The sequence below is a fragment of the Streptomyces sp. NPDC057424 genome (genome assembly GCF_042803315.1).
Taxonomy (GTDB): Bacteria; Actinomycetota; Actinomycetes; order Streptomycetales; family Streptomycetaceae; genus Streptomyces.
Window position 1 is genome coordinate 68,422 of sequence record NZ_JBHVCP010000023.1, and the last position, 23,940, is coordinate 92,361.

Below are 23,940 nucleotides of genomic sequence, written 5' to 3' on the forward strand. Positions count from 1 at the left end.
GTGGCGGGTGGGGAATTACTGGCAGGCCTCGCAGGACTCGGGGTTCTCCAGGGAGCAGGCGACCGCTTCGGGATCGGGGGCGGCCTGCGCGGGGACGGTGGCCTGGGCGGCGCGGGCGATGCGGGTCGCCGGCCGCGAGCGCAGGTAGTACGTCGTCTTCAGCCCGGACTTCCAGGCGTAGGCGTACATCGAGGAGAGCTTGCCGATGGTCGGCGTCTCCAGGAAGAGGTTCAGTGACTGGGACTGGTCCAGGAACGGGGTCCTGGCCGCCGCCATGTCGATCAGGCCGCGCTGCGGGATCTCCCATGCCGTGCGGTAGAGGGCGCGGACGTCCTCGGGGATCCAGGCGAAGGCCTGCACCGAGCCGCTGGCCTCGCGCAGGGCCTCCCGGCTGCGTGCGTCCCACACGCCGAGCCGCTTCAGCTCGTCCACCAGGTAGGAGTTGACCTGGAGGAACTCGCCCGACAGTGTCTCGCGCTTGAACAGGTTGGACACCTGCGGCTCGATGCACTCGTAGACGCCCGCGATGGAGGCGATCGTCGCCGTGGGGGCGATGGCGAGGAGCAGGGAGTTGCGCATGCCGGTCGTGGCGATCCGCTCGCGCAGGGCGGACCAGCGCTCCGGCCAGGTGAACTCGACGCCGTAGTGGTCGGGGTGCAGCACGCCCCTGGCCGTACGGGTCTTCTCCCAGGCCGGCAGCGGGCCGATGGGGGTCCCCCCTGCACCGGAGCTTGTCGCAGGTGCTTGGGGGCGCTCGGCGAGGTCGGCGGAGGCCTCGTAGGCGGCGAGCATGATGCGCTCGGCGATGCGGGTGGAGAGTGCCTTGGCCTCGGGCGAGTCGAAGGGCAGGCGCAGCTTGAAGAAGACGTCCTGCAGGCCCATGGCGCCGAGGCCGACCGGGCGCCACCGGGCGTTCGACCGGCTCGCCTGCTCGGTCGGGTAGAAGTTGATGTCCACGACCCGGTCGAGGAACGTCACGGCCGTGTGGACGGTTTCGTCCAGCCGCTCCCAGTCCATGTCGCCGGTCGATGTGTCGACAAAGGAACCCAGGTTGACCGACCCGAGGTTGCAGACCGCCGTCTCCCCGTCACTGGTGACCTCCAGGATCTCCGTGCAGAGGTTGGAGGAATGGACGACATGGCCCGGCTCGGCCGTCTGGTTGGCGGTGCGGTTGGCGGCGTCCTTGAAGGTCATCCAGCCGTTGCCGGTCTGCGCGAGGGTGCGCATCATGCGGCCGTAGAGCTCGCGGGCGGGCAGGGTCTTCCTCGCGAGGCCCTTCGCCTCGGCCGCCCGGTACGCGGCGTCGAACTCCTCGCCCCACAGGTCGACCAGCTCGGGCACGTCCGAAGGGGAGAACAGCGACCAGTGCGCGTCGGCGTTCACACGGCGCATGAACTCGTCCGGCACCCAGTGCGCGAGGTTCAGGTTGTGCGTGCGGCGGGCGTCCTCGCCGGTGTTGTCGCGCAGCTCCAGGAACTCCTCGATGTCGGAGTGCCAGGTCTCCAGGTAGACCGCGGCCGCGCCCTTGCGGCGGCCGCCCTGGTTCACCGCGGCGACCGAGGCGTCGAGGGTCTTCAGGAACGGGACGATGCCGTTGGAGTGGCCGTTGGTGCCGCGGATGAGCGAACCCCGGGCACGGATGCGGGAGTACGCCAGTCCGATGCCGCCCGCGTGCTTCGACAGCCGGGCCACCTGGTGGTACCTGTCGTAGAGGGAGTCCAGCTCGTCCTTGGGGGAGTCGAGGAGGTAGCAGGACGACATCTGCGGGTGCCGGGTGCCCGAGTTGAAGAGCGTGGGGGAGGAGGGGAGGTAGTCGAGGCGGCTCATGAGGCCGTACAGAGCCGCGACTTCGTCCAGCGCGCGTGTGGTGTCGTCCTCGGCGAGGCCGCTCGCCACCCGCAGCATGAAGTGCTGGGGCGTCTCGATCACCTTGCGGCTGTGGGGGTGGCGCAGCAGGTAGCGGCTGTGCAGCGTGCGCAGGCCGAAGTAGCCGAAGCGGTCGTCTGCGCCGGTGTCGATCAGGGCGTCGAGCCGGGCCGCGTGCAGCCGGACGAACTCGGCGGTCCGGTCGGCGATGAGGCCCTCGCGGTGGCCGACCGCGACGGACTCGGTGAAGGACGTGACGCCCTGTGAGGCGGCCTCTTCGCGGATGCCGATGGTCAGCAGCCGGGCGGCCAGCCGGGAGTAGGCGGGGTCCTCGGAGATCAGACCGGCCGCGGCCTCCGTCGCCAGTTCCCGCAACTCCGCTTCGTCCGCGCCGGCGGACCGGCCGCGCAGCGCGGCGGCGGCGACCCGGCCGGGGTCGGCGTCGGGGAGGTCGGCGGTCAGCTCGGTCAGGGTCCGCAGCAGCGCGGCACCGGGAGCGTCGTGCTCCTCTTGGGCGGCTGAGACCGGTTCGGCTGGCGCGATGGTCACGTGGGGCTCTCCCTCGCTCGGCACGGGGGCCTCGCCGAGGGCAGGGGGGCAGCACGCGAGCGCACGCGGCGTCGCGTCCACCGGCCCATTCCACGAGGCCCGGACGTCAGGGCACACCGGCCGGATGGCCGGGTGCGCTGTCGGCAGGTCCTCGGACTGACTCTCGTACACGAAACATGCACAAGTACACCGTTGCGGGACAGTTCCGGATTCGCACCGGATTCCCCTGCGGCGACAGCGAGCATGAGCATACATCTTGTGCCGGGTCCCGGTGGCACCCCCAGATGTTGTGTCAAACGCGGCAGCGGGCCACCGTGACGCTTTGTCACGGTGGCCCGCTGCGGGGTGTTTGCGGCTGTTCGCGCCCACGCGGCGGAGCCGTACATCGGTACAGCCCCGCGCCCTTGGGCCTAGTGCGCTGAACCAGCAGTCGCAGGCGGGAGTTCCACCTGGACCCCGGGGTCGCCCGCGTCGGCCGTGTAGTCCTCCGGCTTGGTCTCGTCGGTGCCGTCGGGGGCCTTCAGGGCCCTCAGGGTGAAGGTCAGGACCACCGTCACCACCAGGTTCAGGACGAACGCCGTGAGGCCGATGTAGCCGATCTCCCCGATGCCCGGGATCTCCTTCGCGGAGCCGCCGAAGTGCTTCTGGGTCGGGGAGGCCACGCCGTACGCGGCGACGGTGCCGTAGATCATGCCGACGGCCCAGCCCGCGAGCAGGGCCCAGCGGTGGAACCAGCGGGTGAACAGGCCGCCGACCAGGGCCGGGAAGGTCTGCAGGATCCAGATGCCGCCCAGGAGCTGGAAGTTGATGGCCACCGTCTTGTCCATGGTGAGGACGAAGGCCAGGGCTCCGACCTTCACCAGCAGGGAGACCAGCTTGGAGACCTTGGTCTCCTGCGCCGGTGTGGCGTCGGGCTTGATGAAGTCCTTGTAGATGTTGCGGGTGAAGAGGTTCGCGGCCGCGATGGACATGATGGCCGCGGGCACCAGTGCGCCGATGCCGATCGCCGCGAAGGCCACGCCCGCGAACCAGTCCGGGAACATCGTCTCGAACAGCTGCGGGATGGCCAGCTGCCCGTTCTGCACCTTGATCCCGGCCGCGATCGCCATGAACCCGAGCAGCGCCAGCAGACCCAGCATCAGCGAGTACAGCGGCAGGATCGTGGTGTTGCGGCGGATCACCTCACGGCTCTTCGAGGACAGCGTCGCCGTGATCGAGTGCGGGTACATGAACAGGGCCAGGGCGGAGCCCAGCGCCAGCGTGGCGTAGGTCCACTGGCCGGCCTCGGCCGGCACCAGCGCACCGCGTGGCGCGCCCGTCGCCGGGTTGGTCTGGCTGTACGCCTCGCTCGCCTTGGCGAAGATGTCGTCGAAGCCGCCCAGCTTGATCGGGATGTAGATGATCGCCACCGCGATGACGATGTAGATCAGCGTGTCCTTCACGAACGCGATGAGCGCGGGGGCCCGCAGACCCGACGAGTACGTGTACGCCGCCAGCACGCCGAACGCGATCAGCAGCGGCAGGTCCTTGATGAACCAGTTGGTGTTCTCGCCGCCGCCGACGCCCATCACGTCCAGCACGGCCTGGATGCCGACCAGCTGGAGCGCGATGTACGGCATCGTCGCCAGGATGCCGGTCAGCGCCACCGCCAGGGACAGGCCCTTCGAGCCGTAGCGACCGCGCACGAAGTCGGAGGTGGTGACGTAGCCGTGCTTGTGGGACACCGACCACAGGCGGGGGAGGAACGTGAAGATCAGCGGGTACACCAGGATCGTGTACGGCACCGCGAAGAAGCCGGCCGCGCCCGCCGCGTAGATCGCCGCCGGCACGGCGACGAAGGTGTACGCCGTGTACAGGTCGCCGCCGAGCAGGAACCAGGTGACCCAGGTGCCGAACGAGCGGCCGCCCAGGCCCCATTCGTCGAGGCTGTGCTCGTTCTCGGCCTTGCGCCAGCGCGCGGCCAGGAAGCCCATGACCGTCACGGCCAGGAAGAAGAAGATGAAGACGCCGAGCGCGACGCCGTTCACGCCGTCCTTCACTGCGACGCACCGCCCTTCGCGGCCGAGCGGGCGCGCTGGTCACGCTGCCACAGCTTGTAGGCGATCATCGTCAGCACGGTGGAGATGGGCACCCACGCCATCTGGTACCAGTAGAAGAACGGGATCCCGAGGAAGGCAGGGTCGGTCTTGGTGTACGAGCCGACCCACAGCATGGCCACGAAGGGCGCTATGAGGCAGAAGCCGATGACGACGCGCACAGGCGTCACCACCGGCCCTCTGCTGGCTTCTGGGGCTTGCGACATCAGGCGGCTCCGTCCCCTCAAGTGATCACCTGTGCAATGCGCAGGCAATCTAGGTCAGGGTGCGGCGGCAGCGGAACCCCTCGTCCGTAATGCGGTACCCGAAAAGAAGCCGGGGGATCCGCTGCCGGTCCGCTACTCCTGGGGGCGCTTCAGACGGGCCACGAACTTGTACCGGTCGCCCCGGTACACCGACCGCACCCACTCCACCGGCCGGCCGTCCCGGTCCAGGGAGTGCCGGGAGAGCATCAGCATCGGCAGGCCGACGTCCGTGCCGAGCAGGCCGGCTTCGCGCGGGGTGGCCAGTGACGTCTCGATGGTCTCCTCGGCCTCCGCGAGATGGACGTCGTAGACCTCGGCCAGTGCCGTGTAGAGGGACGTGTACTTCACCAGTGAACGCCGCAACGCCGGAAAGCGCTTCGCGCTCAGATGGGTGGTCTCGATGGCCATCGGCTCACCGTTGGCCATGCGCAACCGCTCGATGCGCAGCACCCGTCCGCCGGGAGTGATGTCGAGCAGCCCGGCCAGGCGGTCGTCGGCGGTGATGTAGCCGATGTCCAGCAGCTGAGAGGTGGGTTCGAGGCCCTGCGCACGCATGTCCTCGGTGTACGAGGTCAGTTGCAGCGCCTGCGAGACCTTCGGCTTGGCGACGAACGTGCCCTTGCCCTGGATGCGCTCCAGCCGGCCCTCGACGACCAGTTCCTGCAGCGCCTGGCGCACGGTCGTGCGCGAGGTGTCGAACTCCGCCGCCAGGGTGCGCTCCGGCGGGACCGGCGTGCCGGGCGCCTGCGTCTCCGTCATGTCGAGCAGGTGCTTCTTCAGGCGGTAGTACTTGGGCACGCGTGCGGTACGGACGGGCACCCCGTTCTCGTTCTCCGCACTGCTGACGTCGGTGCTCATGCTCCGCCTTCCCGGCTGGGTCTGCCGACACGATCCCACTTGTATACCGTCGGCGTCTCTTTTGGTCTAGTCCACCACTCCCTGTGGTCTACCCGCAGTATGCCGTGTCCACCGGGGTTTTCGCTGGCTTCTTACTTAAAGGTTCCTGCATATGTAGGTCACATAACGGCTGGTCAGGGCCATCTCGTGACCCTTGACAGGCCTCCTGGTCTGGTCCAAGCTCCCCGTACTGGTCTACACCATTGGTCCAGGCCCGGCCCCACGTTCACTGCGGGGAGCCAGGGGGGTTGTGGGATCCCTGAGGAGGGTGGCGTGAAGCGCAAGCTGACAGCCGCGATCGGTATCGCGGGCATGATGGTCTCCATCGCGGCGTGCGGGGGCGAGGGTGACGGGGGTTCGGACAAGGGCGCGGACGCCAAGGAGCTCACCGTCTGGCTCACCGTCGACGCCCAGAACAACTGGCCGGAGCTGGTGAAGGCCGCCGACGCCGCCGTGCAGAAGAAGCACCCCGGCCTCGAGATCAACCACGAGTACTACGGCTGGCCCGACAAGAACGCCAAGCTCGACGCCGTCCTCGCCACGGACAAGGTCCCCGACGTGGTCGAGATGGGCAACACCGAGATGCTCGGCTACATGGTCAAGGGTGCCTTCGCGCCCCTCGACCAGGCCGAGTTCGACAACTCGGACGCCTGGCTGGACGGCCTGAAGGCCTCGGTGACCTACGAGGGCGAGACCTACGGCGTGCCGTACTACGCCGGCGGCCGGGTCGCCAACTGGCGCAAGGACCTGGCGGCGTCGGTCGGCGTGAAGTCCACTCCGAAGACGTACAAGGAGCTGACCGCCGCCCTGGACAAGATCCAGAAGAAGCAGGGCGACACGTTCAGCGCCTGGTACCAGCCGACCCGCGACTGGTACGCGGCCATGTCCTTCGTCTACGACGCCGGCGGCGCCATCGCCACCGAGTCGGGCGGCCGGTGGAAGGCGTCGCTCTCCTCGCCCGAGTCCCTCAAGGGCCTGAAGGAGTTCAAGAACGTCGTCGACGCGTACATGCACGGCGACAAGACCAAGGACGAGTCCGACCGCTACATCGTCTACGGCCAGGGCAAGTCCGCCATGATCTTCGCCGCGGCCTGGGAGGGCGCGACCGCCGAGGACCCGAAGAACGACAAGACCGGCAAGCTCAAGGGCAACCTCGAGAACTTCGTGATGCCCGGACCGTCCGGCGAGAACATGCCCGTCTTCCTGGGCGGCTCCGACCTCGCCGTGCCGGTGAAGTCCGACGCGCAGGCCCTGGCCGCCGAGTGGATCAACGCGTTCGCCGGCTCCTCCGGGCAGAAGGGCCTGATGGCCAAGGGCAACCTGCCCAACAACAAGACCGACCTCGCGACGCTGAAGAACGACCCGAAGACGGCCGTCCCCGCCACCGCCGCCGAGTCCAACTGGTTCGTCCCGATGGCCCCCGGCTGGGGCCAGGTCGAGAAGGCGCAGATCCTGCAGACCATGCTGCAGAGCATCGGCACCGGCAAGAAGTCCGTCGAGGCCGCCGCCAAGGAGGCGGACGCCGCGATCGACAAGGTCATCAACACCAAGTGACCTTCGGGCGGGGCCCCACCGGGTGGGGCCCCACCGTCGTCAAGACCTGAGGGACCGCCGAGGAGCGCGCGATGAGTGCCGCAGACACCCACATTCCCGTCAAGGTGCCGCCACAGCGGCAGGCACCCCCGCCGCCCCCCGAGAACCGGCGGCCCCGCGGGCAGAACACCCCGGGCGGGGCCGCGGTGCCCTGGCTGCTGCTCGCGCCCTGCCTGCTGATCCTCGCCCTGGTCATGGGCTATCCACTGGCCCGCCTGGTCACCCTGTCCTTCCAGAAGTTCGGCCAGTCCCAGCTGTGGGGCTTCCAGCCGGCCGAATCGGTCGGCTTCGGCAACTTCGCCGAGGTGCTCGGCGACAGCGAGTTCTGGGCCGTCGTCCTGCGCACGGTCGTCTTCGCGGGCGGCGCCGTCGTCCTCACGATGGTGATCGGCATGGCCCTGGCCCTGCTGCTCCAGCGGGTCTCCGGCTGGCTGAAGACACTCATCAACATCGTCCTGGTGGCCAGCTGGGGCATGCCGGTGATCGTCGCGACCACGGTCTTCAAGTGGCTCTTCGACACGGACTACGGCGTCTTCAACGCGCTGCTCAGCAAGCTGCCCGGCGTCGACATGGTCGGCCACAACTGGTTCGCCAGCGGGCCCGAGGGCCTCGCCGTGATCATGCTGCTGGTGGTCTGGGGAGCCGTGCCGTTCGTGGTCATCACGCTCGGCGCGGGTCTCACCCAGGTCCCCAAGGAACTGGAGGAGGCGGCCCGCCTGGACGGCGCCGGCTCCTGGGGTGTCTTCCGCTACGTCACCCTGCCCGTCCTCAAGCCGATCATCGTGATGCTCACGACCCTGTCCGTCATCTGGGACATGGGCGTCTTCCCCCAGGTGTTCGTGATGCGGGGCGGCCACCCCGAACCGGAGTTCCAGGTACTCAACACCTACTCCTACGACCGGGCCTTCGTCGTCAACGACTACGCCCAGGGCTCGGCCATCGCGCTGATCACCGTCCTGCTGCTGCTCGGCGTCGTCGCCGTCTACATGCGGCAGATGCTGAAGATCGGAGAGGTCGAATGAGCAGCACTCTGACGGGCCGCCGGGCGCCGAAACTCTGGTGGAACCTCCTCGGTCTCCTCGTCTTCGTCACCGCCGGCTTCCCGCTCTACTGGATGCTCAACACCGCGTTCAAGCCCGCCAGGGACGCCATCGACGCGGATCCGAGCCTGCTGCCCACCGGCATCACCTTCGACAACTTCGGCCGGGCGCTGGACATCGCCGACTTCTGGGGGCCGGTGGGCCGCAGCATGGTGGTGTCGCTGGCGGTGGTCCTGATCGGCATGGTGGTCGGGCTGCTGGCCGCGCTCGCCATCTCCCGGTTCGCCTTCCGAGGCCGCAAGATCGTGATCGTGGGCATCCTCGCGGTCCAGATGGTCCCGCTGGTCGCCATGATCATCCCGGTGTTCCTGCTGCTCAACGACCTGGGCCAGTACGACCGGCTCACCGGCCTCATCATCACGTACCTGACCTTCGTCCTGCCGTTCACGGTATGGACGCTGAGGGGCTTCATCGTCAACATCCCGAAGGAACTGGAGGAGGCGGCCATGGTCGACGGCTGCTCCCGCACCGGCGCCTTCCTCCGGGTCGTCTTCCCGCTCCTGGCCCCCGGCATGGTCGCCACCTCGGTCTACGGTTTCATCCAGGCCTGGAACGAGTACCTCTACGCCCTGATGCTGCTCAGCCAGAAGAACCAGACGGCGACCGTCTGGCTCGGCAACTTCACCACCAAGCACGGCACCGAATACGCCCCGATGATGGCCGGCGCCACGATGATGGCCGTGCCGATCGTCGCCCTCTTCCTCCTCGTCCAGCGCAAGATGGCCGCGGGCCTGACCGCGGGCGCCGTGAAGGGATGACCCCACTCGATGACGACACTCACCAGCGGCACCGACACGCTCACCCGCGACGCCCTGACGGTCCTCCAGCCCGGCTTCACCGGCACCACCGCCCCCGACTGGCTGCTGCGCCGCCTCGGTGAGGGCCTCGCCTCCGTGGGACTGTTCGGCCGCAACATCGCCTCCCCCGGCCAACTGGCCGCCCTGACCGCCCAGCTGCGGGCCGAGCGCGAAGACGTCCTCGTCGCGATCGACGAAGAGGGTGGTGACGTGACCCGCCTGGAGGTGCGCAGCGGCTCCTCCTTCCCGGGCAACCACGCGCTCGGCGCGGTCGACGACGTGGAGCTGACGCACCAGGTCGCCCACGAACTGGGCCGCCGCCTCGCCGCCTGCGGCGTCAACCTCAACTGGGCCCCGTCCGCCGACGTCAACTCCGACCCCCGCAACCCGGTCATCGGCGTCCGCTCCTTCGGCGCCGACACCGGCCTGGCCTCCCGGCACACCGCGGCCTATGTGACGGGCCTGCAGTCCGCCGGAGTCGCCGCCTGCACCAAGCACTTCCCGGGCCACGGCGACACAGCCGTCGACTCCCACCACGCCCTGCCGCGCATCGACGTCTCCGCCGAGGTGGTGGCCGACCGCGAACTGACCCCCTTCCGCGCCGCCATCGCCGCCGGCACCCGGGCCGTCATGAGCGCCCACATCCTGGTCCCCGCCCTGGACCCCGACCGCCCGGCCACCCTCTCCCGCCGCATCCTCACGGGCCTGCTGCGCGGCGAGCTCGGCTACGACGGCCTCATCGTCACCGACGGCATGGAGATGCGCGCCATCGCGGGCACCTACGGCATCGAACACGGCAGTGTCCTCGCCATCGCCGCGGGCGCCGACGCGATCTGCGTGGGCGGCGGTCTCGCCGACGACGCGACCGTCCTGCGCCTGCGGGACGCCCTGGTCGCGGCCGTGCGCGCGGGCGAACTCCCGGAGGAACGCCTCGCCGGGGCCGCCGGCCGGGTACGGGCACTGGCCCGCTGGGCGGGCACGGCGGGGCGCCCGGCCGAGGACACCCACGGCACCGAGATCGGCCTGCACGCCGCTCGCCGCGCCCTCACCGTGACCGCCGCGCCCGGCCTCGGCAACCCGGACACCGTCAAACCCCTCACCGAACCGCCCTACGTCGCCGCCCTCACCCCCGTCGCCAACATCGCGGTGGGCGACGAGACCCCGTGGGGCATCGCCGCGGAGCTGATCCACCTCCTGCCGGGCACGGTGACGGGCAGCTTCTCGGCCGGGGACGGCCCGGCGAGCGCGGCCGGCGAGAGCGCCGGACGGGCCGCGCTTCAGGCGGCCGGCCCCCGCCGCATCGTCGCCGTGGTCCGTGACGAACACCGCCACCCCTGGATGGCCTCCGCCCTCGACACCCTGCTGGCGGCCCGCCCCGACACCGTCGTGGTCGAGATGGGCGTCCCCCAGGCATCTCCGCGCGGCGCCCTGCACATCGCCACCCACGGTGCGGCCCGCGTCTGCGGCCGGGCGGCGGCCGAGGTGATCGCCGGGGTCCCGGGGCTGTGAGGGCACGCCCCCCACCGCAGTGGACCCGCCCCGGCGTGACGCCCGTGGAGAGCCCCGGCCGCCATGGCCACCACCACTGACCGCCTCCGCTCGCAGCGGCAACAACCGGGTTCGTGGTTGTCACTCTACCTCTGAATGTAGTATTTCTTATACATGAGCGAGCAGGTGCACAACAGGTTGGCCGTGGTGCGCGCCGAGCACAAGGTGTCGCGCCAGAGCCTGGCCGAGGCAGTGGGAGCCCACTACCAGACCATCGGCTACATCGAGCGGGGGCAGTACAACCCGAGCCTCGACCTGGCGCTGAAGATCTCGAAGTTCTTCGGCCTGCCGGTCGAGGCCCTGTTCTCCCTCGAACCGTTCCGCCCGCTCACGGACGAGGTCTACGGGAGGAACCAGCCATGACGACGACACGCCTGACCCGCTACGACCGGAGCATGCTGCGGCTGATGAACGACCGCCACGCAGCGGCCTGGTACGCCACAGCAACGCGCCGCCGCCTGGCCGTCACCGCCCATCTCACCCTCACCGTGGCCATCGGCGGCCTGATGACCTACCTCTTCCTCGCCGAGGGCGAGCCGCTGTGGGCCGTGGCCGTGATGGCGGTGCTGCTGCTGCCCTGGATGGTCGCGACCGGCGTGATCAACATCGCCACGCGGGGCCTGCTGGAACTGCGCGAACGCGCGCTGGACGAACGCCAGTCGGCAGAACGCAACCGCGTTCTGGCCCGGGCCCACCACGTGACGACCCTGCTCCTGGCCGCGGCGGCGGTCACCCTGCTGATCACGGGAGGGGTCGCGGGCGACGCCCCGAAGGCCTACGCCGCACCCCTGCTCATCGCCGTCCTCGTCGCTCACTGGCTGATGCCCCTGTGGGTGGCCGGCTGGCGCGCCCAGGACGAGCCGGCCGACGACGACGCACTGGAGCCTGGGGCCCTCGGCCGTTAGGGCTCTCGGCCGCCAGGGCTCTCGTTCGGATCAGGTGGCCGGGAAGCGCCGGTGGGGTCCGGTGCCGGTGGGAGTTCCTAGATCCCCTGCCACCCCGGCTTGTTGGCGTAGGTGTGCCGGAAGTAGTCCGCCAGCTTCAGCTTCGACGCGGCGGCCTCGTCGACGACGACGGTCGCGTGCGGGTGGAGCTGCAGCGCGGACGCGGGGCACACCGCGGCGATCGGCCCCTCCACCGTGGCCGCGACCGCGTCCGCCTTGCCCTCGCCGGTGGCGAGCAGCACCAGATGCCGGGCCTCCAGGATGGTGCCGATGCCCTGCGTGATCACGTGGTGCGGCACCTGCTCGATGTCACCGTCGAAGAAGCGCGCGTTGTCGATGCGGGTCTGCTCGGTCAGCGTCTTGATCCGCGTCCGCGAGGCCAGCGACGAGCACGGCTCGTTGAACCCTATGTGCCCGTCGGTCCCGATCCCGAGCAGTTGCAGGTCCACACCCCCCGCGTCGGACAGCGCCTTGTCGTACGCCTCGCACGCGCCCTGCACGTCCTCCGCAGTGCCGTCCGGACCCGTGAACTGGTCCATCCCGATCCCGAGCGGCTCCAGCACCTCACGCCGCAGCACCGAGCGGTACGACTCCGGATGATCGGTGGGTAGCCCCACGTACTCGTCGAGCTGCGCGATCCGGACCCGCCCGACGTCCACGGCACCGGAGCGCACCTTCGCCGCCAGCGCCTCGTACACGGGCAGCGGCGTCGAGCCGGTGGCCACGCCGAGCAGGGCGCCGGGCTTACGCCGGAGCAGCTGGGCCATGGCCTCGGCGATGAGCTCGCCACCCGCCTTGGCGTCCGGAACGATGACAACTTCCACGCTGGGCCTGCCGATCTGAGAGGAGTGCTCAACTGGGACTGGACCTGGGAGGGGTCGTGTGGTGGTTTAGACCAATCTAACAGAGCGGTCCTGTCCCTCCCAGGGTGAAGGCCGCCGCTCTCACGCGAGCAGCGCCGGCCTGCCGGTCAGGTCACCAGGGGGTGAACAGTGCCGCTCCGCACGGGGTGTGGCGGGGGAATCGAGACCACCCGGGCGGGCGCTGTCCTGCCCGGGGGAGTGGAATGGGTCTGCAGCCGCCCCGCTCCACCTCATCGTCGAGGGCCTGTGCGGAGGCGACGGCGCGCCCGCGCAGGTGTTGCCGGACCTCGCAGGGCAACGGCTCGCCCGGCAGGACGAGGTGCGCACCCTCGCCGCCCGCTACCGCTTCGCCGAGCGCATGGTGATCACCTCCCGCGGCTGCGGCACCATGGCGAGCGGCCCGTGCAGAAAATCCGCGCCGGAGTAGGAGAGGGCGGGGATGTAGCTGGTCTCCATCATCTTGAGGGCGGCTTCCTTGGCCGTGCGGCAACGTCTCTCCGGTCATCGCCGTGGTCACCGACGGGAAGGGAGGCGAAACGCTCCAGCCCGTCCTGGACCGACTGCGCGGCCGCGGCGCCGGCCTCGTCGTCATCAGCCCCGGCACCAGGTCGAGCAGGCATCGGCCGGCTTCGTCCTGCCCGCGGACGACGTGGCCGAGGAGGTCCAACCCGTGCTGGAGATCACCAGCTCCTGGCCTACGAGGTCACCATCGCCCGGGGCCAGGACCCGGGTGAGCCCCGCGCACTGGCGAAGGTGACGGAGACTCGCTGAGGAGGGGGAGTTCCCGAACGCCATCGCGGCCGGGGCGGCCTGGCCACTGCGGCCACTGAGGCCCACCCCGCAGCCCGGCCACCGTGCCTACGTGAGCGAACCCCCCGTCACATCCACCCAGCTGCCAGTCACCCAGCGCCCCCCGTCCGACACCAGGAATGCCACCACGTCGGCGACCTCGGCAGGCTCGCCCACCCCGCCCAGCGCCGATATCGCCGCGGCCTTCGCCCGTCCGTCGGGGCTGCCGTGCAGCAGCGCTGCCGTGTTGTCCGTGTCGATGATCCCCGGCGCCACCGAGTTCACCGTGATGCCCCGGCTCCCCAGCACCTTGGACAGGTCCCGTGAGAGGACGTCCAGCGCGCCCTTCGTCATCGCGTACGCCACGTAGTCCGGCATCACCGCCGTACGGGCCAGACCCGAGGAGACGTTGACGACCCTGCCGCCGTCCCGCAGGCGCGTCATGCCGTGCTTGAGGATGAAGAACGGCGCCTTCACGTTCACCGCGAAGACCTCGTCGAACTCCCGCTCCTCCAGCTGCCCGATCGGCCGCGCGTTGGCGACCCCCGCGTTGTTCACCAGGATGTCCAGCCCGTCCGCGTGCCGGTCGAACTCCTCCCACAGAGCCTCGGCGTCCCCCGGCACCCCCAGCTCCACGCCCACCACGAACGCCGAGCCCCCGGCCCTCTCGATCGCCGCTACCGTCTCCTTCGCCGCCCTCTCGTTCCTGCCGTAGTGCACCGCGACCCGTGCGCCGTCGCGCCCCAGCCGCTCGGCGATCCCTCGCCCGATGCCCCTGCTCGCCCCCGTGACGAGTGCGGTCCTGCCTGTGAGCACGCCCATGGCGGCACCCCCTTCTCAATTTTCTATCGGTCGTTACAGAAATGACCGTACAGCAGTCCGCCGACATTTCTCTAGTGCCCGCTATAAAATGCACCCCATGGTGAACGACGACGCAACCACGAAGGCCGTGAAGGGGCCTGACGCCGCCGGCGCGACAGCCGCTGGGGACGGCAAGGCCGGGACCAGGCCCCGCGGCCGTCCCCGCTCCTTCGATCGCGAGACCGCGCTGGAGAAGGCCCTCCTGGCCTTCTGGGAGCGCGGTTACGAGGCCACGTCCGTCTCCGACCTCACCCGCGTCATGGACATCGGGGCCCCCAGCCTCTACGCGGCCTTCGGTGACAAGCGGTCCCTCTTCGAAGAGGTCGTCCGTGTCTACGGCGCGGGGTACGGATCCTTCACCGAACGCGCCCTCGCCGAGGAAGCCACCGCACGGGCCGCCGTCGAGCGGACCCTGCGCGAGGCCGCCACCGCGTACACCGAACCCGGCCACCCGCACGGCTGCCTCGTCGTCCACGCTGCCGCGAACTGCTCGAACCCCGAGGTGGAGCAGTCGCTGCGAGACCGCCGCAACGCCAACATCGCCGCGTTCGAGAGTCGTATAAAGGACGATGTGGCCGCCGGAGTGCTGCCGCCGACCACCGACGCCGCCGCCCTGGCCCGTCACACCGGAGCGATGATCCAGGGCATGTCACAACAGGCACGCGACGGGGCGAGCCGGGAGGAACTGGAGGCCGTCGTGGAAATTGCCCTGTCCATCTGGCCCCGCACAGGAACCCACACGGGTTAGGCTGCCTGCCGGACGACAGTGCGTCCGACGCGTCGCGGAAATGACAACAACGAACAGCCTCGCACGCATGGACACCCGTAAGTGGTCTAGTCCACAATGCGTAACGAGAGCGCGTGCAACGCGCACCAGCCTCCGCCTTCCCCGCACAGGAAGGCGGACCGAGGAACCGAGGCTCTCTGCCCTGACTGCCCCGGCTCCTCATCCTTCGGCCGAACGGGACCGCACACCCCACGGCCGATGCTGCTCCGGGCTGCGGTGCCGAGAGGGTTGAGGGTCCCTCTCAGGCGCCGCGGCCCGCGGGTGTTTCAGGGCCGTACGAACCCCCGGGTACGCTCGCACACGTGCCCTCCATGAACGAACTCGTACGCCAGCACACCGCCCTCGACGACACCGATCTCGAGTGGCTTCATCTGCTGGTCTCGGAGTGGCAGCTGCTCTCCGACCTCTCCTTCGCAGACCTGGTCCTGTGGGTCCCCACCAGCGACGGCACCCGGTACGTCTCGGTCGCCCAGATGCGGCCCAACACCGGCCCGACCTCGTACCAGGACGACATGGTGGGCCACCTCGTCCCACGTGGCCGGCGTCCGATGCTGGACGCCGCCCACGACGAGGGCCGGATCGTGCGCGAGGGTGATCCCGAGTGGCGCGAGGAGGTCCCCGTCCGGGTCGAGTCGATTCCCGTACGGAGGGAGGGGCGCGTCCTCGGGGTCATCGCGCGCAACACCAACCTCCTCACCGTGCGCACCCCGAGCCGCCTGGAACTCACCTATCTGCAGAGCGCCTCCGACCTCGCGCAGATGATCGCTGCCGGGTCCTTCCCGTTCGCGAACCAGCAGCTCGACATGGACGCCTCGCCCCGGGTGGGCGACGGCCTGATCCGGCTCGACGCCGACGCCATCGTCCAGTACGCCTCCCCGAACGCCCTGTCCGCCTACCACCGCCTCGGGCTCGCCTCCGACCTCGTCGGCCAGCACCTGGGCAAGACCACCGCCGAACTCGCCCCGACCCGGGGCCCGGTGGACGAGGCACTCGCCAAGGTCGCCAGCGGCTGGGCGCCGCGTGAGTTCGAGATCGAGGCCACCGACGGCGTCATCCAGTTCCGTGCGATCCCGCTCAAGCCGAAGGGCACCCGCATCGGGTCCCTCGTCCTGCTCCGCGACGTCACCGAACTGCGTCGCCGAGAGCGCGAGTTGATCACCAAGGACGCCACGATCCGGGAGATTCACCACCGCGTCAAGAACAACCTCCAGACGGTGGCTGCGCTGCTCCGCCTGCAGGCCCGGCGCATCGAGTCCGACCGCGGGCGCGAGGCCCTCGAAGAGGCGGTGCGGCGCGTCGGTTCGATTGCGATCGTGCACGAGACGCTCTCCCAGACCCTCGACGAGCGGGTGGAGTTCGACGACATCGCCGATCGCGTGCTGGCCATGGTCGCGGAGATTTCCCCGGGCAAGGTCGCGGGCCGACGCACCGGCCGCTTCGGCATTCTCGACGCCGAGGTCGCCACGCCGCTGTCGATGGTGCTGACCGAGGTGCTGCAGAACGCGCTGGAGCACGGCTTCCGTGAGGGCGACACGGGCACGGTCGAGGTCTCGGCGGTCCGCGGCGGTACGACCAAGGAAGCCCGGCTGCTGGTCACGGTCCAGGACGACGGGGCCGGCCTGCCGGAAGGGTTCGATCCGCACACCGCCGGCAATCTCGGCCTGCAGATCGTGCGGACCCTGGTGGAGGGCGAGTTGAGCGGCACCTTCGACATGGTCCCGGCGCCGGAGCGCGGCACCCGGGTGATCCTGGACATCCCGGTGCGGTCCCAGAAGTAGCGGAATCCGAGGTCTGGGCAAGGGGCCGGAACGGCAATGAGCCCCGAGCCACCAAGTGGCCCGGGGCTAAAGCTCGTTGCTGCTTAACTAAGCGCATCGGGGGAACTGCGCGCTGCGGCTCGGGGGCGGGAGATGCGTACTCGCTGTACGCGCCGCCAAGCTCAGGCTGTCAGCAGGGGTGGGTTGTCAGGCGGAGGCCTGACGGGCCCGGTTGCGGGCGGCGCGGCGCTTCATGGCGCGGCGCTCGTCCTCGCTGAGACCACCCCAGACGCCGGAGTCCTGGCCGGACTCGAGCGCCCACTGCAGACACTGCTCCATCACCGGGCAGCGACGGCAGACGGCCTTGGCTTCCTCGATCTGCAGCAGCGCAGGACCGGTGTTGCCGATGGGGAAGAAGAGCTCGGGGTCTTCCTCGCGGCAAACGGCGTTGTGACGCCAGTCCATGGCTGCTACCTCTCCTTGGTATTACGTGCAGGGCTTGCTTGTGAATGTGAACGCTTTCACGAATCCCTCAACAAGTGAAGGGCCGACCGCCAGGTTCCCTGACGTAGGTCCTGTGAGTTGAAGAGGGGTTCTGGTGATCAGTGGAGGCCGGTGTTGCGGGCCGTCCCGATCGCCATGTAGAGACTCGCAAACCTCAGCGGCGGACACAACCCCTTCCGGAAAGTTTTTTTTGATTCTTCGGTGTCGACTAGGTCACAGCCGTACTTCCATGGGGTGGATCCTGGCCTAAACGTTCGAGTGAAAGGACTTTAGCCAGTTCTGCTCACACAATCACACGCAGTGCACGGCGTACGCCTGTGAACGTCACGCTTGTTCGCAGCCCCAGGTGGTCACCGTCCATCTGGAGGGGCAGCGGGACCTTCGAATGCAAGGTGAACTCTGTCAAGTCATGCAGGGAGGTGGCGTGCTTGCCATGGGGGCCACGCTCGGGGGACGAAGTGAGCAACTGGGTGCCATACCGGGCAACCGCCGCGGTGGAAAGGCGGCTGAGACCGAAGAGATCGAGGCCGGTATCGAACGAGGCTTTAGGTGCCGCGTAGATCGGGCGATTCCCCAGAAACGTCCAGGGCGAGGTGTTCGAGACTATGGACAGCACCAGATCCGTGACCGGGTCTTCGCCGGCTCGCTCCAGCGTGATCGTCCCGGTGCGCCGGTTCGGCTCGCCGAGGAGCTGGCGCACGACCTGGCGCACGTAAAGAGCGTGTGTGGATTTCAGGCCGCGTTCGCGATGTTGCTCCACGCGGCCCACCACACCGGCGTCGAAGCCGAGCCCCGCGTTGAAGGTGAACCAGCGGGACGGCACCGCCTCGTCCTCCGTGCCCGGCGTGCCCGAGGTCAGACCGAGGCCGACGGTCCGTTCACTGCCGTCGCGCAGGGCGTCCAGCAGGGCTCCGGTGGCCTCCACGGCGTCGTTGGGCAGGCCCAGGGCGCGGGCGAAGACGTTGGTGGAACCACCCGGGACCACGGCGAGGCCGGGCAGACGGCCCGGAGCGGGACCGGCGTGCAGGAGGCCGTTGACCACTTCGTTGACCGTGCCGTCGCCGCCGAGGGCCACCACCAGGTCGATGTCGTCGCTGTCCGCCGCATGCCGGCCCAGGTCGCGCGCGTGACCGCGGTACTCGGTGGTGACCGCTTCCAGCTTCATCTCGCTGGCGAGAGCGTGGATCAGTACGTCGCGTGTGCGCGCACTTGTGGTGGTTGCCGCCGGATTGACCACGAGAAGTGCACGCATGACTGGCAGCGTACCTACTGGGGGGTACCTGGCCCATACCGAGGTAGGGATCCGGTAAGAGGGCGGGGGCGAACCTCGGCACGGGGGGCGCGTACGACGAGGGCTACTCTTCAGGGGTGAGCAGTGAGCAGACCCCCACCACCGAGGAAACCACCGGTCCCCGCCCCCGGCGTCTGACGTACGCCGCGCTGCTGGCCGCACTGGAGGGGCTCGCGCTCGTCGTCGGCGGCGTCTGGATCCTCGTCCTCGGTCTCACGGGCCACCCGGACGACCGGCAGCAGGCCGTGACCGGGGGCATCACGCTGATGGTGCTCGCGCTGCTCCCGCTGCTCGCGGCCCGCGGACTGCTCGCCCTGCGCAGCTGGAGCCGCGGTCCGGCCGTGATCACCCAGCTCTTGGCGCTGCCGGTGGCCTACAACCTGCTGCAGGCCGACAGCATGGCCATTCCGGGCGGGATCGCCCTCGCGGTCGTGGCCGTCGCGTCGCTCGTGCTGCTGGTGAACCCCGAGACGACCCGGGCCCTCGGGATCCGCGGGCCCGGCAACCCCGGCAGCCTGGAGAAGTAGCCGTCACTCCTCGACGAGGAGCTTCTCCCGCAGCTGTGCCAGCGTGCGCGCCAGCAGCCGGGAGACGTGCATCTGGGAGATGCCGACCTCCTGCGCGATCTGCGACTGGGTCATGTTGCCGAAGAACCGCAGCAGCAGGATCCGCTTCTCACGCGGCGGGAGATCCTCCAGCAGCGGCTTGAGGGACTCCCGGTACTCCACGCCCTCCAGCGCCTCGTCCTCCGCGCCGAGGGTGTCCGCGACCGCCGGGGACTCGTCGTCGGTGTCGGGGACGTCCAGGGACAGCGTGGAGTACGCGTTGGCGGACTCCAGGCCCTCCAGGACCTCCTCCTCCGAGATCGCCAGCTTCTCGGCGAGCTCGTGGACCGTGGGGGAGCGGCCGTGCAGCTGCGAGAGCTCGGCCGTGGCCGTGGTCAGCGCCAGGCGCAGCTCCTGCAGCCGGCGCGGGACGCGCACCGCCCAGCCCTTGTCGCGGAAGTGCCGCTTGATCTCGCCGACGACCGTCGGGGTCGCGTACGTCGAGAACTCCACGCCGCGGTCCGGGTCGAAACGGTCGACCGACTTGATCAGGCCGATCGTGGCGACCTGGGTGAGGTCGTCCAGCGGCTCGCCGCGGTTGCGGAAGCGGCGCGCCAGATGCTCCACGAGCGGCAGATGCATCCGGACCAGCTGGTTGCGCAGCTCCGCGTACTCGGGGCTGCCGCTGCTCAGGGTGCGCAGTTTGAGGAACATCTCGCGCGCCCCGCTGCGGTCCGGAGAGCCGTGGTGCGCACCTGGTGCGTGGTGTGCGCGCGGCGCCTGATCCTCGGAGTGTCGCTCGTGCTCGCTCATCGTCCCGCCCGTCGCCCTTCCCCGAGCCCTCGCCTCCTCCGCCACTCTCGACTTCTCGCGAGTGGGGGGACCCCCCTGGGCCGGGGACGCGGTGATCCCCCCGCCCGGAGGCGCGCTCCGCACGGCACCGTCCCGGTCCAGCCGCCCGCCGCCCGGGAGGACGGCCCCCGCGGAGTCGTCCTCAGGATGCGGGCGGGCCTGCTCGGGAATGCCGTCGATGCCGTCCGCCATGCGCCGGGCACCGCTCGGGCCGCTCGTGCCCGTGCCCTCGGCCGGCAGCTCTCGTGTGCCGCGCTCTTCGTCCCGCACCGGCCCGTCCTCGCTCCTCACGCCGGCCCGGGTCCCGCGCCGCGCTGTTTGTAGAGGCTGATCGAAACGGTTTTGTCCTTGTCCACGGCGGAGGAGACCTTGCCCGCGAGAGCGGACAGAACGGTCCAGGCGAACGTGTCCCGCGAAGGGGCATGGCCATCTGTGGTCGGCGCCGAGACGGTGACCTCGAGTGAGTCGTCGACGAGGCGGAAGACACAACTGAGCACCGAGCCGGGCACGGCCTGCTGAAGCAGGATCGCGCAGGCCTCGTCCACCGCGATGCGCAAATCCTCGATCTCGTCGAGGGTGAAGTCCAAACGGGCCGCGAGACCGGCCGTGGCCGTACGCAGCACCGACAGGTAGGCACCCGCGGCCGGCAGCCGGACTTCCACGAAGTCCTGGGTCGCGGGCTCGCCTGCGATCTGGGACACCCTCACCTCCATGGTGGTACAAGCGTTTCAGGGCCGAGGGTCGCCCCCCGGGATAACGCGATACGTGGTTCAGCGGTGACGCTATCGCGCTCTCGACGGTCTTGTCCCCGGGACCCCAACCCCTTGTCGTCACTCACAGTAAACCTGCGGATACGCTCCGTGTCTAGGGGTTGGGCGGGCCCAAATGGGAAGAGCGCGCGCCGGGTTGACGTACCCAGACGTCAGACGGCCGAACCGTCCGGCGCCGGGGTCCTGTCGTGTCACGCCAGGACGTGGTCGACGAAGCACCAACGCCAGGTCTCTCCGGGCTCGTGCGTCCGCATCACGGGGTGACCGGACTCCTTATGATGCTCCGCCGCGTGCCGTCCCGGCGAGGAGTCGCAGCAGCCGACGTGACCGCAGCTGAGGCACAGCCGTAGCTGCACCGGATCCAGGCCCTCCGCCAAGCACTCCGGACACGTCTCGCTCAGCGGGCCGGGTTCGGGGTGCGGCAGCGCGGCGGCGTGCGTGCACTGTTTCATGATTGCCAGGTTACGACGGTCGGGCGGAAGACCGCGTCGGAAAATGAGGGCGGGCGAGAACGATGGGCGTGATGCCGCTGCTGCTGCTCGTGGCGGGCAGTGCCGTGACCGCCGCGGCGGCGCGCCGCATCCCGGTGCCGGCGCCGCTGCTGCTGGTGGCCGTGGGACTGGCGGTCAGCTACGTCCCCGGGGTGCCCGGGTACACGCTCGACCCGCACGTCGTCCTGCCGCTCATCCTGCCCCCGCTGCTGCACACGGCCGCCATCGACAGTTCCTACCTCGACCTGCGGGCGCAGCTGCGGCCGGTCGCGATGTTGTCCGTCGGGTACGTGCTGTTCGCGACCTTCGTCGTCGGCTGGGCCCTGTACCTGATAGTGCCGGGCATGCCGCTGACCGCGGCCCTGGTCTTCGGGGCGGTGGTGGCGCCCCCCGACGCGGTCGCGGCGACGGCGGTGGCCCGCCGGGTGGGGCTGCCGTCACGGGTCACCACGATCCTCCAGGGCGAGTCCCTGCTGAACGACGCCACCGCGATCACCGCCTACCGGGTGGCCCTGGCGGCCGCGGTCGGCGAGGGCGCGACCTGGGCCGGGGGCATCGGCGAGTTCCTGCTCGCGGCGATCGGCGGCGTCGTGGTGGGACTGCTGCTGATGGCGCCGATCCACTGGCTGCGCACGCACGTGAAGGAGGCACTGCTGCAGAACACGCTCTCCCTGCTGATCCCCTTCGTCGCGTACGCCGTCGCCGAGCAGGCGCACGCCTCGGGTGTCCTCGCGGTCGTGGTCGTCGCGCTCTACCTGGGGCACCGCGCGTGGGAGGTCGATTTCGCCACGCGTCTGCAGGAGGAGGCGGTCTGGAAGATGGTCGCCTTCGTCCTGGAGTCGGCGGTGTTCGCGCTGATCGGCCTGCAGCTCCCGGTGGTCCTGAAGGGCCTCGGGGAGTACGAGGGCGTCGAGGCGGCCTGGTACGCGGTCGCCGTCTTCCTGGTCGTCGTCGCGGCCAGGTTCGTCTGGGTGTACCCGGCCACCTTCCTGCCCCGGCTGCTGTCGGCCCGGGTGCGGGAACGGGAGCAGAACCCGACCTGGAAGGGGCCCTTCGTCATCGCGTGGGCCGGGATGCGGGGTGTGGTCTCACTGGCCATCGCCTTCTCGATCCCGCTCACCATGCACGACGGCGAGGAGCCCTTCCCGCAGCGCAACCTCATCCTGTTCCTGACCTTCACGACGGTCATCGGGACCCTGGTGGTCCAGGGCCTGACCCTGCCTCCGCTGATCCGGCTGCTGAAGTTCCCCGGGCGGGACGCCCAGACCGAGACACTCGCCGAGGCCAACGCCCAGGCGCAGGCCTCCCGGGCAGCCGAACGGCGCCTGGACGAGCTCCTCACCGACGAGCGCAACGCCCTTCCCGCCCCGCTCGCCGACCGGCTGCGCATCGTCCTGGAGCGCCGCCGCAACGCCGTCTGGGAGCGGCTCGGGCAGGCCAACCCGATCACCGGGGAGTCCGTCGACGACACCTACCGGCGGCTGTCGCGGGAGATGATCAGCGCCGAGCGCGACGTGTTCGTCAAGCTCCGGGACGGCCGCTACATCGACGACGAGATGCTGCGGACGCTCCTGCGCAGGCTGGACCTGGAGGAGGCTGCGGCCTTCCGGGAGGCCGTGTGACGATGGAGCGGTCACTCAGGGGAAGGGCCGGCCGGTGACCACGGCCGCCACCGCCGTCCCGCGCGGGAAGGCGCCTTCGCCGGCCAGCGCGACGAGTCCGTACAGCAGTTTGGCGACGTACAGACGCTCGACGGGCAGGCCGTGCCGATGCTCGAAGTCCGCCGCGAAGGCGTCGAGCTCGGCCGGCACGCGCGCGTAGCCGCCGAAATGGAAGCGGTCGTCCAGGCTCCAGGCGCCGATCCGGCCACCGAAGGCCTCCCGCTGCAGGGCTTCCGTCTCGGCGGTCAGGAAGCCGCCCTTGAGTACCGGCACGCCCAGGGCGCGCTGACCGGGAGCGAGACCGGCGGCCAGCCCCGCGAGCGTGCCGCCGGTGCCGCACGCCACGGCGACGGCCTCGGAGCGGCCGTGCAGTTCGGCGCCGAGCGCCCGGCAGCCTCGTACGGCCTCGGCGTTGCTGCCGCCCTCGGGGACGACGTACGCCTCCTCGGCGTCCGCCGTGCGCAGGATGCCGGCCAGGGTCCGAGGCTCGGACTTGCGGCGATACGTCGCCCTGTCGACGAAGTGCAGCCGCATGCCGTCGGCCCTGCAGCGGGCCAGCGAGGGGTTGAGGGGCCGGACGGCCAGCTCGTCGCCGCGTACGACACCGACCGTGGTGATGCCGAGCAGCCGGCCGGCCGCGGCCGTCGCGCGCAGATGGTTGGACCAGGCGCCGCCGAACGTGACGACGGTACGGCCGCCCGCCGCGGTCAGGTTCGGCGCGAGCTTGCGCCACTTGTTGCCGACCAGCTCCGGGTGGATCAGATCGTCCCGCTTCAGCAGCAGCCGAACGCCCCGGCGCTCGAACCGGCCGTCCACGACCTCCTGCACCGGCGAGGGGAGCCGGGGGTGCAGCGCGGCGAGTCCGGGGGTGTCGGGGCTGGTCACCGGCCCATTGTCACTCGGGAGCGGGGGAGCAGGGAGCTCGGGGGCCGACTCCCTGCTCCGGGGCCCGGCACCTGATCCGAGGCCCCGACCCGGGCGCTCTCGAACACCGAAACGGGCTCCCTCTGCCCAGCAGCGCGAAGATCCATTCCCGCTCTTTCGGGTAATAGCACCGCGACGTCGAGTGCGGAAGGCTTGCCCGTGCACATCGATGCCCGAGGCATATGGGCGTCGGTCACAACCGGGAGGGCA

The 23,940-nt window shown here is 70.0% G+C and carries 22 protein-coding genes, 2 pseudogenes and 1 riboswitch; of the genes and pseudogenes, 12 read left to right on the top strand and 12 right to left on the bottom strand.

The annotated features are described in order from the left end of the window. Nucleotides 1-15: 15 nt before the first annotated feature. From ACFU3E_RS19910 to ACFU3E_RS19925, 4 genes are all read right to left on the bottom strand, one after another. Nucleotides 16-2,415, bottom strand: coding sequence for a ribonucleoside-diphosphate reductase subunit alpha (locus tag ACFU3E_RS19910; protein ID WP_384159570.1), 2,400 nt, complete (start codon nucleotides 2,413-2,415; stop codon nucleotides 16-18). A gap of 124 nt (nucleotides 2,416-2,539) precedes the next feature. After that, a riboswitch (cobalamin riboswitch) is annotated at nucleotides 2,540-2,712 on the bottom strand. A gap of 113 nt (nucleotides 2,713-2,825) precedes the next feature. Then, entirely contained in the window at nucleotides 2,826-4,454 is a 1,629-nt protein-coding gene (gene mctP / locus ACFU3E_RS19915) for a monocarboxylate uptake permease MctP (RefSeq protein ID WP_384159573.1), read from the bottom strand. Further along, on the bottom strand, nucleotides 4,451-4,717 hold the full coding sequence (locus ACFU3E_RS19920) for a DUF3311 domain-containing protein (RefSeq protein ID WP_384159576.1): 267 nt from the start codon (nucleotides 4,715-4,717) through the stop codon (nucleotides 4,451-4,453). The genes mctP and ACFU3E_RS19920 overlap by 4 nt, the downstream gene beginning before the upstream one ends. Before the next feature lie 132 nt (nucleotides 4,718-4,849). Next, nucleotides 4,850-5,614 carry a GntR family transcriptional regulator gene (locus tag ACFU3E_RS19925; RefSeq protein ID WP_031132280.1) on the bottom strand — a complete coding sequence of 255 codons (765 nt, stop codon included), beginning with the start codon at nucleotides 5,612-5,614 and terminating at the stop codon, nucleotides 4,850-4,852. Between the two features lie 312 nt (nucleotides 5,615-5,926). On the opposite strand from ACFU3E_RS19925, the gene ACFU3E_RS19930 reads away from it, so the two are divergent. From ACFU3E_RS19930 to ACFU3E_RS19955, 6 genes are all read left to right on the top strand, one after another. Further along, nucleotides 5,927-7,207: an extracellular solute-binding protein gene (locus tag ACFU3E_RS19930; protein ID WP_384159579.1), complete on the top strand. Its 1,281-nt coding sequence runs from the start codon at nucleotides 5,927-5,929 to the stop codon at nucleotides 7,205-7,207. Nucleotides 7,208-7,278: 71 nt separating this feature from the next. Further along, a complete protein-coding gene (locus ACFU3E_RS19935; protein ID WP_384159582.1) occupies nucleotides 7,279-8,268 on the top strand; it encodes a carbohydrate ABC transporter permease in 990 nt (329 codons plus the stop codon). Next, entirely contained in the window at nucleotides 8,265-9,104 is an 840-nt protein-coding gene (locus ACFU3E_RS19940) for a carbohydrate ABC transporter permease (RefSeq protein ID WP_384159585.1), read from the top strand. Before ACFU3E_RS19935 ends, ACFU3E_RS19940 begins: the two co-directional genes overlap by 4 nt. Before the next feature lie 9 nt (nucleotides 9,105-9,113). Next, on the top strand, nucleotides 9,114-10,652 hold the full coding sequence (locus tag ACFU3E_RS19945; protein WP_384159588.1) for a glycoside hydrolase family 3 protein: 1,539 nt from the start codon (nucleotides 9,114-9,116) through the stop codon (nucleotides 10,650-10,652). Nucleotides 10,653-10,805: 153 nt separating this feature from the next. Further along, nucleotides 10,806-11,054: a helix-turn-helix transcriptional regulator gene (locus tag ACFU3E_RS19950; RefSeq protein WP_030851643.1), complete on the top strand. Its 249-nt coding sequence runs from the start codon at nucleotides 10,806-10,808 to the stop codon at nucleotides 11,052-11,054. Next, nucleotides 11,051-11,596 (top strand): hypothetical protein, encoded by a 546-nt coding sequence (locus tag ACFU3E_RS19955; protein ID WP_384159592.1) that lies wholly within the window; start codon nucleotides 11,051-11,053, stop codon nucleotides 11,594-11,596. Before ACFU3E_RS19950 ends, ACFU3E_RS19955 begins: the two co-directional genes overlap by 4 nt. A 77-nt stretch (nucleotides 11,597-11,673) precedes the next feature. Here the strand turns inward: ACFU3E_RS19955 and nagB are convergent, their stop codons facing one another. Continuing rightward, nucleotides 11,674-12,459: a glucosamine-6-phosphate deaminase gene (nagB, locus tag ACFU3E_RS19960; RefSeq protein WP_384159595.1), complete on the bottom strand. Its 786-nt coding sequence runs from the start codon at nucleotides 12,457-12,459 to the stop codon at nucleotides 11,674-11,676. 262 nt (nucleotides 12,460-12,721) lie between these two features. On the opposite strand from nagB, the pseudogene ACFU3E_RS19965 reads away from it, so the two are divergent. Both ACFU3E_RS19965 and ACFU3E_RS19970 read left to right on the top strand, forming a co-directional pair. Next, nucleotides 12,722-12,883: pseudogene (locus tag ACFU3E_RS19965) on the top strand (glucosamine-6-phosphate deaminase); the annotation flags it as partial. A gap of 103 nt (nucleotides 12,884-12,986) precedes the next feature. Beyond that, nucleotides 12,987-13,269: pseudogene (locus ACFU3E_RS19970) on the top strand (glucosamine-6-phosphate deaminase); the annotation flags it as partial. An 87-nt stretch (nucleotides 13,270-13,356) separates the two neighbouring features. Here ACFU3E_RS19970 and ACFU3E_RS19975 read toward each other — a convergent pair. Then, nucleotides 13,357-14,109 (bottom strand): SDR family oxidoreductase, encoded by a 753-nt coding sequence (locus ACFU3E_RS19975; RefSeq protein ID WP_384159598.1) that lies wholly within the window; start codon nucleotides 14,107-14,109, stop codon nucleotides 13,357-13,359. A gap of 97 nt (nucleotides 14,110-14,206) precedes the next feature. Between ACFU3E_RS19975 and ACFU3E_RS19980 the strand changes: the two genes are divergently transcribed. Both ACFU3E_RS19980 and ACFU3E_RS19985 read left to right on the top strand, forming a co-directional pair. Continuing rightward, the gene (locus ACFU3E_RS19980) at nucleotides 14,207-14,896 is read left to right on the top strand and encodes a TetR/AcrR family transcriptional regulator (RefSeq protein ID WP_384159600.1); all 690 of its coding nucleotides are present in this window, start codon (nucleotides 14,207-14,209) and stop codon (nucleotides 14,894-14,896) included. 341 nt (nucleotides 14,897-15,237) lie between these two features. After that, nucleotides 15,238-16,713 carry a sensor histidine kinase gene (locus tag ACFU3E_RS19985; RefSeq protein WP_384159603.1) on the top strand — a complete coding sequence of 492 codons (1,476 nt, stop codon included), beginning with the start codon at nucleotides 15,238-15,240 and terminating at the stop codon, nucleotides 16,711-16,713. Nucleotides 16,714-16,899: 186 nt separating this feature from the next. On the opposite strand, the gene ACFU3E_RS19990 is transcribed toward ACFU3E_RS19985, so the two are convergent. Both ACFU3E_RS19990 and ACFU3E_RS19995 read right to left on the bottom strand, forming a co-directional pair. Then, nucleotides 16,900-17,157, bottom strand: coding sequence for a WhiB family transcriptional regulator (locus ACFU3E_RS19990; RefSeq protein WP_016639615.1), 258 nt, complete (start codon nucleotides 17,155-17,157; stop codon nucleotides 16,900-16,902). A gap of 322 nt (nucleotides 17,158-17,479) precedes the next feature. Further along, nucleotides 17,480-18,448 carry a diacylglycerol/lipid kinase family protein gene (locus ACFU3E_RS19995; RefSeq protein WP_384159606.1) on the bottom strand — a complete coding sequence of 323 codons (969 nt, stop codon included), beginning with the start codon at nucleotides 18,446-18,448 and terminating at the stop codon, nucleotides 17,480-17,482. A 116-nt stretch (nucleotides 18,449-18,564) separates the two neighbouring features. On the opposite strand from ACFU3E_RS19995, the gene ACFU3E_RS20000 reads away from it, so the two are divergent. Further along, nucleotides 18,565-19,014, top strand: coding sequence for a hypothetical protein (locus ACFU3E_RS20000; RefSeq protein WP_384159610.1), 450 nt, complete (start codon nucleotides 18,565-18,567; stop codon nucleotides 19,012-19,014). Nucleotides 19,015-19,017: 3 nt separating this feature from the next. Here the strand turns inward: ACFU3E_RS20000 and ACFU3E_RS20005 are convergent, their stop codons facing one another. From ACFU3E_RS20005 to ACFU3E_RS20015, 3 genes are all read right to left on the bottom strand, one after another. Beyond that, entirely contained in the window at nucleotides 19,018-20,154 is a 1,137-nt protein-coding gene (locus ACFU3E_RS20005; RefSeq protein WP_384159613.1) for an RNA polymerase sigma factor SigF, read from the bottom strand. Between the two features lie 17 nt (nucleotides 20,155-20,171). Next, nucleotides 20,172-20,585, bottom strand: coding sequence for a hypothetical protein (locus ACFU3E_RS20010; protein ID WP_003992877.1), 414 nt, complete (start codon nucleotides 20,583-20,585; stop codon nucleotides 20,172-20,174). 260 nt (nucleotides 20,586-20,845) lie between these two features. Next, a complete protein-coding gene (locus ACFU3E_RS20015; RefSeq protein WP_384159619.1) occupies nucleotides 20,846-21,106 on the bottom strand; it encodes a UBP-type zinc finger domain-containing protein in 261 nt (86 codons plus the stop codon). Nucleotides 21,107-21,168: 62 nt separating this feature from the next. Here ACFU3E_RS20015 and ACFU3E_RS20020 point away from each other — a divergent pair, with 62 nt between their 5' ends. After that, the gene (locus ACFU3E_RS20020) at nucleotides 21,169-22,767 is read left to right on the top strand and encodes a Na+/H+ antiporter (protein WP_384159622.1); all 1,599 of its coding nucleotides are present in this window, start codon (nucleotides 21,169-21,171) and stop codon (nucleotides 22,765-22,767) included. Nucleotides 22,768-22,782: 15 nt separating this feature from the next. Here ACFU3E_RS20020 and ACFU3E_RS20025 read toward each other — a convergent pair whose 3' ends face one another. Continuing rightward, nucleotides 22,783-23,691 carry a 1-aminocyclopropane-1-carboxylate deaminase/D-cysteine desulfhydrase gene (locus tag ACFU3E_RS20025; protein ID WP_384159625.1) on the bottom strand — a complete coding sequence of 303 codons (909 nt, stop codon included), beginning with the start codon at nucleotides 23,689-23,691 and terminating at the stop codon, nucleotides 22,783-22,785. Nucleotides 23,692-23,940 lie beyond the last annotated feature (249 nt).

Coding starts and splice junctions, on each gene's coding strand:
- ACFU3E_RS19990 (WP_016639615.1), bottom strand. CDS start 17,157: ATGGACTGGCGTCACAACGCCGTTTGCCGCGAGGAAGACCCCGAGCTC.
- ACFU3E_RS19935 (WP_384159582.1), top strand. CDS start 7,279: ATGAGTGCCGCAGACACCCACATTCCCGTCAAGGTGCCGCCACAGCGG.
- ACFU3E_RS19940 (WP_384159585.1), top strand. CDS start 8,265: ATGAGCAGCACTCTGACGGGCCGCCGGGCGCCGAAACTCTGGTGGAAC.
- ACFU3E_RS19955 (WP_384159592.1), top strand. CDS start 11,051: ATGACGACGACACGCCTGACCCGCTACGACCGGAGCATGCTGCGGCTG.
- ACFU3E_RS19945 (WP_384159588.1), top strand. CDS start 9,114: ATGACGACACTCACCAGCGGCACCGACACGCTCACCCGCGACGCCCTG.
- ACFU3E_RS20020 (WP_384159622.1), top strand. CDS start 21,169: ATGGGCGTGATGCCGCTGCTGCTGCTCGTGGCGGGCAGTGCCGTGACC.
- ACFU3E_RS19980 (WP_384159600.1), top strand. CDS start 14,207: ATGGTGAACGACGACGCAACCACGAAGGCCGTGAAGGGGCCTGACGCC.
- ACFU3E_RS19920 (WP_384159576.1), bottom strand. CDS start 4,717: ATGTCGCAAGCCCCAGAAGCCAGCAGAGGGCCGGTGGTGACGCCTGTG.
- ACFU3E_RS19950 (WP_030851643.1), top strand. CDS start 10,806: ATGAGCGAGCAGGTGCACAACAGGTTGGCCGTGGTGCGCGCCGAGCAC.
- ACFU3E_RS19995 (WP_384159606.1), bottom strand. CDS start 18,448: ATGCGTGCACTTCTCGTGGTCAATCCGGCGGCAACCACCACAAGTGCG.
- ACFU3E_RS19925 (WP_031132280.1), bottom strand. CDS start 5,614: ATGAGCACCGACGTCAGCAGTGCGGAGAACGAGAACGGGGTGCCCGTC.
- ACFU3E_RS20015 (WP_384159619.1), bottom strand. CDS start 21,106: ATGAAACAGTGCACGCACGCCGCCGCGCTGCCGCACCCCGAACCCGGC.
- ACFU3E_RS19975 (WP_384159598.1), bottom strand. CDS start 14,109: ATGGGCGTGCTCACAGGCAGGACCGCACTCGTCACGGGGGCGAGCAGG.